Source organism: Parabacteroides merdae ATCC 43184 (assembly GCF_025151215.1).
GTDB lineage: Bacteria > Bacteroidota > Bacteroidia > Bacteroidales > Tannerellaceae > Parabacteroides > Parabacteroides merdae.
On sequence record NZ_CP102286.1, the window covers coordinates 4,080,253 to 4,093,612 of the forward strand.

8 protein-coding genes and 1 tRNA gene are annotated in these 13,360 nt (G+C 40.8%); 6 read left to right on the forward strand and 3 right to left on the reverse strand.

Features of this window, described 5'->3' with window-relative positions:
• Positions 1-4: 4 nt before the first annotated feature.
• Both NQ542_RS16565 and NQ542_RS16570 read right to left on the reverse strand, forming a co-directional pair.
• Positions 5-1,972, reverse strand: a complete 1,968-nt coding sequence (locus tag NQ542_RS16565) for an LptF/LptG family permease (protein WP_005637631.1) — start codon at positions 1,970-1,972, stop codon at positions 5-7.
• A gap of 71 nt (positions 1,973-2,043) precedes the next feature.
• Positions 2,044-2,427, reverse strand: coding sequence for an START-like domain-containing protein (locus tag NQ542_RS16570; protein WP_005637627.1), 384 nt, complete (start codon positions 2,425-2,427; stop codon positions 2,044-2,046).
• 198 nt (positions 2,428-2,625) lie between these two features.
• Here NQ542_RS16570 and NQ542_RS16575 point away from each other — a divergent pair.
• Positions 2,626-2,699, forward strand: a tRNA-Met gene (locus NQ542_RS16575).
• 481 nt (positions 2,700-3,180) lie between these two features.
• Here the strand turns inward: NQ542_RS16575 and NQ542_RS16580 are convergent.
• A complete protein-coding gene (locus NQ542_RS16580) occupies positions 3,181-4,104 on the reverse strand; it encodes a FimB/Mfa2 family fimbrial subunit (RefSeq protein ID WP_005637625.1) in 924 nt (307 codons plus the stop codon).
• 1,058 nt (positions 4,105-5,162) lie between these two features.
• Between NQ542_RS16580 and NQ542_RS16585 the strand changes: the two genes are divergently transcribed.
• The 5 genes from NQ542_RS16585 to NQ542_RS16605 all read left to right on the forward strand — a co-directional run bounded on the left by NQ542_RS16585 (position 5,163) and on the right by NQ542_RS16605 (position 13,359).
• A complete protein-coding gene (locus NQ542_RS16585; RefSeq protein ID WP_005650645.1) occupies positions 5,163-7,217 on the forward strand; it encodes a response regulator in 2,055 nt (684 codons plus the stop codon).
• 412 nt (positions 7,218-7,629) lie between these two features.
• A complete protein-coding gene (locus NQ542_RS16590; protein WP_005637621.1) occupies positions 7,630-8,898 on the forward strand; it encodes a fimbrial protein in 1,269 nt (422 codons plus the stop codon).
• Positions 8,899-9,141: 243 nt separating this feature from the next.
• On the forward strand, positions 9,142-10,353 hold the full coding sequence (locus tag NQ542_RS16595) for a fimbrial protein (RefSeq protein WP_005637619.1): 1,212 nt from the start codon (positions 9,142-9,144) through the stop codon (positions 10,351-10,353).
• A gap of 36 nt (positions 10,354-10,389) precedes the next feature.
• Positions 10,390-11,292, forward strand: coding sequence for a FimB/Mfa2 family fimbrial subunit (locus NQ542_RS16600; protein ID WP_039849980.1), 903 nt, complete (start codon positions 10,390-10,392; stop codon positions 11,290-11,292).
• A 36-nt stretch (positions 11,293-11,328) separates the two neighbouring features.
• On the forward strand, positions 11,329-13,359 hold the full coding sequence (locus NQ542_RS16605) for a DUF4906 domain-containing protein (protein WP_005650640.1): 2,031 nt from the start codon (positions 11,329-11,331) through the stop codon (positions 13,357-13,359).
• Position 13,360: the final 1 nt, after the last annotated feature.

Here is a 13,360-nt window from a genome sequence, read left to right on the forward strand (position 1 = left end):
TATTTTACAAAGATACAGGTAATTTTTCAATTATATCAATCAGTTCATAGCTTGTCTTTTGTACCATCTTGATATCGTGCCGTAAAAGTTTACGCTGATACGTGGCAAGCAGATAAACCGGGAATCCGATCGGGAAAAAGAGGCTGATTGCCAGCCCGGCTTTTCCATTTATTTTTGCATTTATCTGGTTGTAACCGTTGATGACCGGATAGTCCATCAGTTTGTTCAGAACCAAGTTTTGGTCCGAATTAGACAATTCTTCGATGATCCCGTCCATTTTTACTGCTAATTGTTCGGCCGTATGGTCACGACCTCCCTGTTTCCAGAAGAGAAAATAGTTTGTCCATCGTTTATGGGCGGCTAGGTAGGCATTGCTTTCTTCTGCCAGTTGTTTCAGGCGGAGAATGATTTGCCCGTAATCCGGATTGAACATGATCACCTCTTTCATTTCAACTTTTCTGCCCGAACGTTTTCCGAACAGGTTTTTTAAGGCATTCAGGTATGTGTCGGCATTCAGGATGACGGAGTCGTTGACCGCTTTATAAGTCAGGAAGATACCTAACGGAGCCAAAATTGCGGAACTTAGCCACATCCCTTGCCATGCTTCCCATACGCCGTCACGCGCCATTTTGAAACCGATATTGTCAATGATGTAATAGAAAATAAACAGTATGACCGAAATGACGACCGGCATCCCCAATCCGCCTTTACGAATGATGGCTCCCAGCGGTGCGCCGATAAAGAAAAAGACCATGCAGGCGAAAGACAAAGTGAACTTCTTGTGCCATTCCGTCAAGTGGCGGCGTACCCTGTAAGCTTCGTCTCCGATAGTGGCTGCTTTGAAGAAGTAATCAGCCTTCATATTTTCTATGCTCGATTTCGCACGTGTCAGGATAGTTGCCTTCTTTCCGGGATTTTCTGCCTGATAGAGACTGTCAAAGTTCATGACAATTACCGGCTCGTCCGTTTTGGGCGTCTCTAGTGTCGTTTTTGTATCTGATTTTTCACTATTCGAATCATCCTTTACGTTATTCTGCTTTATGTCTTGCGGCTTCTTTAGTGTCTTTTTGTATGAGGTTTCGTAAACATTTTTGGCGTTGACGTTTTGTATGCTGTCTAAGCGTACGGAAACAGAATCGATGAAGATTTGTAAATCATGCATGTTTTTACCCATAAACTGGTTTTGCATGAATGATTCGTCCGTCCGTGAAAAGTTGGCATCAAATTCGATCAGGATATCCCGGCTTTTGAATGTCTCCCTTTGGTAAGGAACGGAACTTTTTGTACCTGCGGTACTCGGTTGCTTGTCCAGGCTTCTAAAGGATTCTCCATTAAATAGGGAAAGGACTAAGAACATTTTGTCTGCCGATGTCTTCAGGCGTCCCGAATCTGCGACCATCACGCTTACTTTGTTGAATCCTTCAGAATAATCATAGATCATCATATCGCGAAGGAGCCCCGTTTCAGTATCCTTATGCTTCACATATACATTAAATCCAGTGATTTCGCTGTAAAAAACCCCTTCAGGAATATCTAGCTCCGGCGATTTCTGCCGCATAGACCAAAGTAGCGTGTAAAGTTTGACTTGTACGACAGGCATGGCATAGTTCTGGAAGAAGAAAGCCCCGATACTTATAATACTGATGGTGATGATTAGCGGGCGCATGATATGGACAAGTGAGACACCCGCCGATTTCATAGCCAGTAATTCCAATCGTTCGCCAAGATTCCCGAAAGTCATAAGCGAGGCAAGCAAAATAGCCAGTGGTAGTGCCATCGGTACGAGAAATAGGGCGGCATACATAAACATTTCCGCCAAAACAGGAATCCCCAAACCTTTCCCGACCATGTCGTCAATGTACCTCCACAGGAACTGCATAAGCACAATAAACAGACAGATGCCGAAGGTCATCAAGAACAACGGCAGGAAAGTCTGCAGCATAAATGTATATAATCGTTTTATTTTCAACATTGCTTATCCGGTTGACGGCGCAAAAGTAGTGAAAAAACGATATGATCGCTAACAGAAATCACTAAAACAAGCTAAATACCGAGTGTACGTTTCAGTTCTTCTACTTGCGTGTCCCATAAATCGATAGAATCCTTTTTTTCATCTTGTTCGGCAAAATCCGTTATTTGTAAAGAAGTCGATCCTGTTAATTCATGGCTGTGGATCTGGAATTCGAAATAGGCATTTTCATCCTCTTCATCCATCCAACGGTAACGGATGCTCATTTCCGGTTTTATAGACAGCACTTCCGCTTCCTGTTCGGCTTTGTTCCATTTAAAAACATATATGTTACCATTGATAATAACATCATCGGCGAACCAGGCGGATAGTCCTGGAGGAGTTGTGAGGTGATTCCATAAGCTTCGTCGTGAAACTTTATCGAAAATGTATTCGATATGAAATTTCTCTTTTTTCATCTTTCATCGTGTTTATTGCGCAGCAAGATAATAAAAGAATTGATATTTGCCAAATCTGTTCGCCAAAAAAACAACTCTGAATTAAGATCTTAACAGGAAGCTTTCAAAATAATTGAATTTTTTTTCATGAAAGTGTTGCACAATATAAAAATAAGCTCTACTTTTGCAGCGTCAATCAAGGAAATGGTGACATTTGATGGCGAGATAGCTCAGCTGGTTAGAGCGCATGATTCATAATCATGAGGTCCCCGGTTCAATCCCGGGTCTCGCTACACGGAAAAAGACTTCGTAAACTAAACATTTACGAAGTCTTTTTCCGTTTTATTTAGTAATCAAAAACGAGAAAAAAGTCCAGGTTTTCTGTTCTTGTCAAAAAGAAGCAGAGAGCCTGGACTTTTATGATAATTATGTAACCTCACGGTTATATTAATTAGGTTTGCTTGCAGAATTAAGGGATTCGTGCAAACAGAGTATAGGGTAAAATTTCACAAATTGTATTGTGTTATTTCTTGCTACAAAGTTACGCTATCAATAGTGTTTATATGCGTGGCAAAAATATCATACGGGCATTGTACCCATATCATTCGTGATAATGTAAAATGCTTGTAATCAGATGAAATATTTATTAACGATTGTATTTGTATCATATTGGCTGGTATTCCTATCACGGAGGATCGCATATTTATAAAAAGTGGTGCACACTCGGAATAATCCGAATGTGCACCTATTGCATATAAAAAATTGAGGGTCGAATTATCCGACTGTAACATACTGAATAACAGTACCCCATTCTGAAATGCTAATATTGATATTGTTGCGGGAAAGGTCAAAAATGATATTTGTTTGTTCTCCTTCGTTTGCAGCCACATTTTCTGAATTTTTGACATTTTCGGAAGAAAGAACTAAAACGTCATCTCTGTAAAGCTCTATAGTCATATTATCAGCCGGTAAAATGGAGAATGTACCTGTGGTTAGGTTGCCATTATCATTTAAAGTAGCTGGAATAATATATCCGATATCATTGCCTGTCAATTCACCATTGCAGTTGAATGAGCTTTTTGTTCTTTTGATTTTGTAATAATAATTGCCTTCTTTGGAGTCAAATACCTTTAAAGCACCTTTTGTCAAGATCGACATGGAAGACACCTTGCGTTCGATCTTTAATTCCTGCGAAGTTGCTTTTGTAGAAGAACGATGTAGAACGATTTGTCCATAAAACAAGTCTCCCGGCAGATTGTTTGCAACGCCATTATTGTGTTTTAGGCTCACTTGCAGGTCTGAGATGACGTTTGCCTGGTTCATATTGCTGATTTCTTCGCTATTGCTTGAAAGGCCTGCCCAAGCGATGACGGTGATCTTGTCGGATCCCGGACAGTTTATTTCGACCGGCTTAACCTGTAAAAGATAATCATTGTCCACTGTGATTTGTTTGTAGAAATCGTTATTTTCATCGAAAACATACAGTGTAGTGCTTTTTACGTCCCCTTTGGCAGTGATGTCCGAATTCTCGGAGTATGCTTTCAAGATTATGGAAAAAGGTGCTTCTGTTTCCAGTGGAACTCTTTCATCTATGATTGAAATGGAATCACCATCGGAAGAGCAACTTGCGAAAGATAGAATAACGGACAATGTCCAAATAGAAAACAAACAATTTGTGAAAATTTTACCCTTTTTCATGACCCTAATTTTTTTTATATGCTAATTAAAACCCTATACTCCGAAAGAACATTTGTAAGGTTAAGACCCTCATCAAAACCTTCGTTTCTTTTTTTCGATAGTGCAAATGTATCATTGGTTTTCGAATAATACAATAATTCTGTATGTAAAATATGTTAAACGAATCAAAATGGTTGGAGAATATCTCTTTATGAGGGTTGTTTGTCTCATTTTTGCATGGTAAAGGTATTAATTATCATTCGTTATTGAAAGGTCTACCACTTTTCTAGAGGCAGGTAAAGTGTCATGAATGTGGTTGATTCTGTCATGACTCGGATTTTGTTTTTAGATTTACCATTTCGCTGGTAAATGTATCAGCTGAGATAGGTGAAACTATTGGTTCTCCCTTGAAGTTGGTGATTGCCTATGTTGATAGGTTTTCTGAATATTCATAATATAATGCCCCTTCTATGTCGTGTATAAAATATGTACGTGCATAAAACAGGCAAAAAAAGTGGCGCACACGCGGAACAATCCGGATGTACGCCTATGCATATAAAAAATTGAGGGTAAAATAAATCAAATGAAATATTTTATTGATGGACAACTCATTTAGAGAAGCTTGTTTTGAAAAGTTTCCGATACTATGAGTATTGATAATTAATGATTGTTTGCTATGAAACAAGCTGCATTCTATAATACCTTAATTTGGAACCGATAAGCCTCGTCTGAATCTCTGTCCATTATTTTTGTACAAAAATAAAATGTCTTTTTCTGTTCTACAATAATACGTGCGTAAAAGATGTTAAACGTGTCAATGTGTAGGTATTCGTGTCATGTTCTGATGGGGAAGAGTTTTTTGATGCCCTATTTTTAATTGCGTCTATCGGATGAAATTTGGATGCTGTCATGTTTTTGTAACGATTTTGTATGTTTAAAAATATATGATTATCATGATATTTTTTGAAAAATAGTTGGTGTTAAATATCTCGTAAGAAAAATATTTTTGCCATCTTTGTCGTTCAATGCTGACGATGAGTTTTGATTTATAGAAGGATATATAATAAATGCATATAAATATGAAGAAAAAATCTCTGTTCAAGAGGGTGAGTGGAGTATTGACAGGTGTTTTTTTCAGTACTTCATTTATCTTGGCTGCCAATGAAAACGGACAACTATTCGGAAGTGAGACATTGATTGTGGTGGTTGCTCTACTGCTTTTATTTGTCCCCCTGTTTCTTTATGTGAGAAAATTACATTCCAATATGAATGATCGCTCGGATCGGATCATCAAGGAAAACGCCGCACTTGAAAGTTTGAATAAAGAAATCAGCTCCCGAAACGAAGAAGTGAATACCCGCAATGAAGAACTTGATTCCCGGAATAAGTCGTTGGAAGGGCAAATCGAGCAACAGGAAGAAAGATACCGGGTTTTACGGGAGCAGAATGACGATTTGGCGAAAGCCAATAGTGATTTGGTCCGGAAGAATAACGAACTGGAGTTGGTGATCTCTACATTAAACAATAACAAGAAAGAGTTGGAGCAGCTCATCGTAACCAAGATTAAGGAAAACGACATGATCCAGCGTGAGGCTGCCGACAAGCTTGCCGAAGCGGAAAAACGCCTGAAAGACGCTGAAAGCATCAACGACAACTTCTTTATCGAGACGATCCACGAAATGCGCACCCCGCTTTCCTTAGTGTTGGGTTCTCTTGCCTTGGTGGTGCAGAACGACGATCCGGAGAAAGATATGTCTACCCAGTTGCTTTCCGCTTATCGTAATACACTTGCCATGCAGGACTTGGCGGACCAGTTGATCGGTACGCACCGTTCGAACGATGTCGCCAATTATTTGCGCATCGCCCGTTACGATATGGTCGAGATTGCCCGCCAGATCTGCGATATCTTTGTCGATTGGGTAGCCATGAACAACATCGATTTCCGTATCAACACGCAGACGCCCGCCCTTTGGGTCTGGATGGACCGCCGCAAGATGGAGTTCGCTCTGCGTATGTTACTGTCGAATGCCTTCAAAAATACGTTTGTTTATGGGAAAGTGACACTCGATATATCTGTTGTAAATGAAAACGGAAAAGCCTACAGCGCACTGGTTGTGACAGACGAGGGGTTGGATGAAGACGAAAGTACACGCCGCGGCTTGAAGCAGATCATGGACATGGCTGATGCGATAGGCGGTATGTACCGAAGCGAGTCGGACAAGAACGGCACTTCCTACATAATCATGATCCCGCTTGGCAAGCAGCATCTGTTGGACCGTCGTGTCGAGTTTGTGGAACCCGAATCCGACCTGGTCAAACTGAATGCCCGCCAGAAAGAAGAGATCGCCGAACTGATCCATGTGATTCCGCAAAAGAAGGAAACCGGAAAGAAACTCCTTGTGATCGACGACAGCGACCAGATACGTTGGTTCCTGAAGCATGTCTTTAATAAGGAATACCAGATATTGGAAGCCCGCAATGGCCAGGATGGGATAAACGTCGCTTTGAAAGAAGAGCCGGACCTGATCCTTTGTGATGTCATGATGCCGGTGAAAGACGGCTACGAGACCTGCCGTGAGATCAAGAACGATCCCAAGATGGCGCAGACGCCTGTCGTGATGTTGACAGCCAAAGTCGAGAGCGAAGATGTGATTACCGGTATCGAAGCGGGTGCTGACGATTACATCACGAAACCTTTCGACGTGGAAATCCTGCGGAGCAAGATCAACAGCCTGATGAAGAAGCGCGACGATATGAAACGTTACTTCTCTAATTCTTCTGCTGCTTCGCACAATGAAGAAAACACGCTGTCGACCAACCCGTTCATGGATGCCGTTGTCAAAAACATAGAGAAACACCTCGATGACTCTACTTTTGAGGCAAAAGTGCTGGCAGACTCATTGAATATGAGTCTGCCAACCTTGTATAGGAAAATTAAACAATACTCAGATCTGAGTATCCTTGAACTGACACGCAACATAAGGCTGAAAAAAGCCGCCGAACTGCTTGCCAGCCAGCAATACTCCGTACAGGAAGTCGCCGAAATGGTGGGATTTAACGATACGGCTACATTCCGTAAACGTTTTACCGAGCAATACGGAGTTACACCTTCACAATACGGAATTCCAGCTTAAGGCTGGACATTCCGTCCTTCCGGACAATTAGTCGTACTATATTCCTCTCTTATTCTTGTTCTATAATAAGATGTAAGCACCATAAAAACTGAAAATATCTCAAAAATAGGTGCAAATAAATCAAAATAGTCACTTAGAGTTTTACCGATTATATTTGAGAGTCACGCCCCTAATGCGTATTTACTTTTTCTCCCACCTTTGCAATGTCGAAAGACGATAACCCGAAACGATGAGACAGATAAAGATAATATTATAGATGGTATCAATAAATATAGTAAAGATAGTTAGCCGATGGGAAGTATAGGACAACATAAAACACAACAATCGTTCCGAACAACTCAGTAAGCTATAGGGGAAGAAAAATAAAGATCATTATATAAACGAATTTATTAACTTTTTAATTTTGAAAAATATGAAACTAAGAAATTTAATGTATGCAACAATGATTGCATGTGCTTTCGCTTCGTGTTCGAATGATGATGTGCCGACTCCGGATAACGGTAATCCTGATGCGCAGGGTGGGACAAGTTTGACCGTGAAGTTTGACAAAGCAGCTGATACAAAAGCATCTGGTGATATTACGTCTTTATCCATGTTGGTTTTTAATGCAGATGGCAAACTGGAAGTTGTCGGAACTAAAGTAAATACACCTGCTGTGGAAGGGGGAAATGATGCCGTTGCTCATGCTGAATTGACTGCTGGTGTTAAAGAGGTGGCTTTGATTGCCAATTATACAGTACCAACAAATTTGATAGGAGAAACAAAAGAGGAGGTTTTTACTGCTTTAAATAAAACGTTTGATTCTGAATTGGAAGTTGGTGCAGCTCTTACAATGAACAGTAAAATCTATACTGGTGTGGTTGTTGCTGCTGAAAAGAAGAATGTATTTGGTTTCACAACTGAGCCTACTGGTTATGTAAATGTAGAAGGCTTGTCTGACAATGATTTGAAAAAACCGGTGAAATTGTATCGTAACGTGGCTAAAGTTGTGTTGAATAAAATTTCTGCGAAAGTGACAACTGATGAAAATAAGCCTAAATATTCAGATCCTCAGTTGGATCTTAAAGAAATCTTTATTCTTCAGGGACATAAGAAAACTAATTTGATGGGTGAGGACTGGAAAGAATATGGATCTACAAATGTAGAAAATGAATGGTATAGTGCTTATGAGCATACGACTGATTGGCTTAACAAGGATGACAAGTATACGCTTGTTGATAATCCTACTGTCCCAGATGGGACTCCGTCTTGGATTAAAACAACTATCACTGGTACAGTTACAACTTCAAATGCTTATGAGACAGTAAACAGTTTTTATGTGTATGAAAATACAAATTTAACCAATAGAACACTGTTGGTTGTGAAAGGTGACTTCTCTTATAAAATCAATGATACTGATCGTAAAACAGAGAGCGATCGTTATTACACAATCGCTTTAGGTGAAAATTTCCAAGTGTCAGCTGGTGAAAGCAATGTCGCTTCTGAGCTTTTGACTCTGCGTGGAGTAACAGGAAATGATGGCAAATACAATGGTTTGTATCGTAACTTGCAGTATGATTTGACTTTGACAGTTACAGGACCGGGCTATCAGACTCCTGGTGGTGGTGGCGATCCTACAACGCTGGATGTACAGTGCGTGGTTGTTCCTTTCGGGTATGTTAGTCAAGATGTTGAAATCTAATCATCATTTATAAATATAGAAAATCCCCGGTCCTTAAAGGCTGGGGATTTTTAGTTTATAGAAAGGAGGTATTTATGGCATCTGTTGCACAAACCTATGCAAACCTATCAAAACGCCTGTGTGATAGGTTTATCTATTAATAAAGAGAGTGACACCTATTCTTAAAACACGCAAAGCTAAATACTTTTGTATTGTATAAATCAAAATAAGGGATAAATAGAAATTAATAAAATATACATATTTATGAAATTGAAGAGTTATTTTCTTTTGAGTATAGTGGTAGGGATGACATTTGCGTGTTCATCAGACGAGAACGTCCCGGAGGTGGAGGTTTTTACTCCGGATGCAACTTTGTCTTTGGCTGCTGTTGCAGATGGGAAAAGCTTGACTAAAGCCGGTGAAGGAGAGGGGGAAAATATTGATCAGGAAGATGCTATTAATAGTTTGCATGTGATGGTTTTTTATGCTGATGGAAACTTGCAAATTGATAAAGTGGTTGCAATCAATAGAGTGGAGGATTTGGATGTACAAAGCGGTGCTGTCAAAATTCTTGTATTAGCAAATGCTGGAACGCGGGAAAAACAATTTGGCACATTAAAGGAAGCATTAGTATATCAGAGGGCATTAGATAATGAGAATGAAAATAACGGATACTCTATGAGCAGTCGGTTAATCGAGGCTACGTTAGATGAGGGAAAGCATAATATTTTTGGTGAAATAAAAGATTTCTCCGGTCATATGCCGAATGTATCAAAGGACGGAAATAATATTAAACTGACACGCCACATTGCCCAAATCAACTTGAAATCAGTTTCTGTGAAATCTGATAATGGAAAAGCTTCTTTCGTCATTGACTCTGTCTTTATGGCAAATGTGAAAGGCTATTCTTTGATGGCGGCCAATTCCACTGAAGAATGGGGGATGGTGGAGAGCAAAGGAGCACCGGAAGGTAATTTCTTATGGTGGTACGGCCAATATGAAAATGAATATTGGAATGGTGAATACAAGACGATTGAGGATGGTTTGTTGAAGGCTGATTTGTTAGGCTTTAATGCTAATAAACGGAAAGTGACCTCTTCCTCTCCTTGGAAACCAGAAACAGGCCAACTCGCTTGTGGCAAATCATTTATCGTATATGAAAATATGGTTGATGCCGTCAAGCCCGGACAACGTACTTTGTTAGTGTTGAAGGGCACTTATACAGATGATAACGGCAGAGTAGAAGAGAACCGTTTTTATACGATCCCTGTCAATGCAATGGGGACGATGACAAATGCTGAAGGTGGTACACCTGACCACTCTTACGTCAAACGCAACTACCGTTACAACATCTCCCTCACCATTAATAGCAGTGGTTCCGACCGGCCGTATGATCCGGTGACTGAGGCTTGTATGGATGTGGCTGTTACGGTGGCTGACTGGGATGTGATCGAGCAAAATGAAGATTTGGATTAATAGGGTAAAATGAATGGGAATAAAAAACAAAACGTTATGAAATCAATATTGACAAAAAAGGTTTTATTTCTGGCACTTGTCGCAGTTACGGTCTTTGCCACCGGCTGTATCAAGGAAGACTTGGACGAGTGCTATAAGCTGACACTAAAGGTCGTGAACCACAAAGGTGATGATATCACGGCTTTGAGCGTTGTTTCGGAAGCCAAGCTCTTTATCTACGATAACAACTCGAAGCTGCTTGATACGCGCGATCTCAACGATGCCTTTATCAGAGGCAAAGAAACCATTGAGTTGAACTATCCCGAAAGTTCGAAACTGCACCTGATCGCATGGGGAAACCTCAAAGGACATCAGGACGTGAACGAGGCCACCAAGGCCGAAGACTTCGCCGTTTCTCTGAAGAGCGAAGGCGAGATCGCACAATCTCCCGACAGCATCTTTTTCGGCGATATCGATGTGACAGTACGCGGGAACGGTGTGGCTGGCGGAAACCAGGAAATCGTGCTCGAACCCAAAACCGGAACGGTCGAGATGAGAACGCTTAACCTTCAATATGCCCTGACGGCAAGAGGGCTGCGTGCGACCGATGAATGCGATTTCTATATGGACCGCACCTTGAACACGATCGACTATAAGGGCGAGTTGACCGGCGACAGCGTCTACTACAACCCCGAAGCCGACTGGAAAGACTCCGAATGGGAAACGACAGGACCGCAGGCGCTCTATTTAGGTCAGAATATGACCGGAAGCATACAGGTCGGTAACGACCGTTACGAAGTGAAGGAAGGAACTTTCGACGACGGTACGACAGGCCCGATCGAAATCCATCCGTTCCAGCGTACATTGGTACTATTCGCATGGGGCGAAGACGGCGCCTTCTTAGGCGCAAGGATCAAAGTGACTCCTTGGGGTGTTGTCGATGATGATATTGAATGGTAATAAGAAACGAATGCTAATATATAAAGACGAATGAGTATGTTACATAAAAATATAGTAAAGCTGGCAGCCCTCCTTTGGTGTGTGCTGACAGTTGCTTCGTGTACCAACGAAGATTTCGATAAAGGCAACAACGGTCCGGATGTCCCCGAAGGTCTGCCGGTGACCTTGAAACTGAATATCGGCACCCCCGAAGTCCCGGTGGTGGAAACAAAATCCTTAGACAATGGCGCTACTTTCGGTGCGATCAATGACTTGGCGGTGTTAGTGTATGATGAGAAGGGGGAAAACCCGATCGTTACGTTTCATGATGTGGAAGGAGAGAATCAAACATCTGTAAACAATATGACTTTCGATGCCAAGACCGGCAAGCACAAGATCTATGTGTTGGCAAATGTCGGTTCTGAAGATGCTGCAAAAGAATATACAACGGAACAAGCTCTGTTATCCAAACAAATTGAATCTCAAGAACCGATGGGAACAGAAATGATGCTGGGGTTTGTCGCAAAAGATATGGAGACGAGCATAAATCTATATAACAGTGGCAATAACGAAGTGATTGATATAACAGGCGATGCTTCCTTTGCAGCAAAAGTCGTGCCGCCTTATTCAAAGATAACGTTCAAGATCACGAAGGATCTGCCGAGTGACAAACATGTTTATTTGGCCATAACAGAAGTCAATGTCCGTCATTTGCCTGTTAAATATAGTCTGCTCCCCTATGAAAAGTGGACGATGGACAATGGTGTATCGGGTGAAAGCATCATCTCTTTGTATGAAAATAAATCGGCAAAGCCGGAAGATGAAGTAGACGGATTAGCCACCGGCAGGGATTTTTATATGTATGAAAATTTGCAAGGTGAGAATAATATTAACAACGATGATCCATCATTAAAAACTCCTGTTGGTTTGGAGGTCCCGACAATAGGAGATGGCAAGATCGACTATACTGAGTGGTTTAAAAAATGGTCTTCCGTACCTTGTACTTATATAGAGGTGAAAGGGAATTACACGATTTTTACTTCTGAACCGGGTGTCAATCATGTCGGGGATGGCGAGATCAACTATCGTTTTTTCTTAGGTGAGAATAGTACATCGGATTTCAATATCAAACGCAATACTCATTATAATGTGACTTTGGCCTTTACCGGTTTGGCCGGCAAGAACGAATTGCAGTATGAATGGCGCGTACAAGCGGATCTGGAAAACTCGACGTTTTATCCGAAGGGAACATTGGTAATTGATGGGGCTCCTTCAACCATTGGCATCGTTCCTTTTTATGTGGTTAACAATAGTGGTAGTGCTGTAAACATGACTACTGATGGATACACAGGTTCTGATATGAAAGTTTTTTATGAAACTACAGAGTCTGGATATTGGACAAATGCTTCGACAGCAACTGTTGAAGTAAAGAATAATAATTATAGTAAATTGGGTGTTGCAAGTAATTATATTGGAATCATTGGAAGCCAAGGACATACAAGTATCTATGGAGAGAATAATGAATATAAGAATCAAAATACAAATACGGAAGTTAAGGAAGAAAGTGACAATTATACTTTAAGAGATCAAGTCGCTAACGGTACTATCTATAGGAAAAGAGATTTCAAATTGAATACTGGAGAAACTATTGAAGTACACGAATATCCATTGCTGTATTTAGGTGATTTGAGTAGTGGAATTGGGGCTGCTGGTTATTCTGCCTATTATGCACGAAGAGTTGATGGTGGATCTTATTCGGTTGGTGAGAGTTGGTTGAATCAGTGGGAAACAAAAAGTGGAAAAGTACAGTCTGTGCAAGATGCCAAGTTATTGTGCAATGATCAATATGGAACGATGAATATTGATTACATTCAGTCTGTTTCAGGAACTGCTTATATCATATCTCTGTTGCCAACCCAAGAGGATATTAAAAAGATTATTTACCATGAAAAGAAGTTCCAATTGAAAGATGAAGCTTATTGGACAAGAGATGCCGGTTTGGTAAGTGGAAAAACGGGTGAACGGACTACATCACGCGATGGTGGTTATGTTCGATGCGTTTATAAAAGTAAAGGTTTGCTGAAATAAT

Excerpts from the sequence above, each read along its gene's own strand:
- NQ542_RS16605 (WP_005650640.1), top strand. The coding sequence starts at position 11,329 with ATGTTACATAAAAATATAGTAAAGCTGGCAGCCCTCCTTTGGTGTGTG.
- NQ542_RS16590 (WP_005637621.1), top strand. The coding sequence starts at position 7,630 with ATGAAACTAAGAAATTTAATGTATGCAACAATGATTGCATGTGCTTTC.
- NQ542_RS16600 (WP_039849980.1), top strand. The coding sequence starts at position 10,390 with ATGAAATCAATATTGACAAAAAAGGTTTTATTTCTGGCACTTGTCGCA.
- NQ542_RS16580 (WP_005637625.1), bottom strand. The coding sequence starts at position 4,104 with ATGAAAAAGGGTAAAATTTTCACAAATTGTTTGTTTTCTATTTGGACA.
- NQ542_RS16570 (WP_005637627.1), bottom strand. The coding sequence starts at position 2,427 with ATGAAAAAAGAGAAATTTCATATCGAATACATTTTCGATAAAGTTTCA.
- NQ542_RS16585 (WP_005650645.1), top strand. The coding sequence starts at position 5,163 with ATGAAGAAAAAATCTCTGTTCAAGAGGGTGAGTGGAGTATTGACAGGT.
- NQ542_RS16565 (WP_005637631.1), bottom strand. The coding sequence starts at position 1,972 with ATGTTGAAAATAAAACGATTATATACATTTATGCTGCAGACTTTCCTG.
- NQ542_RS16595 (WP_005637619.1), top strand. The coding sequence starts at position 9,142 with ATGAAATTGAAGAGTTATTTTCTTTTGAGTATAGTGGTAGGGATGACA.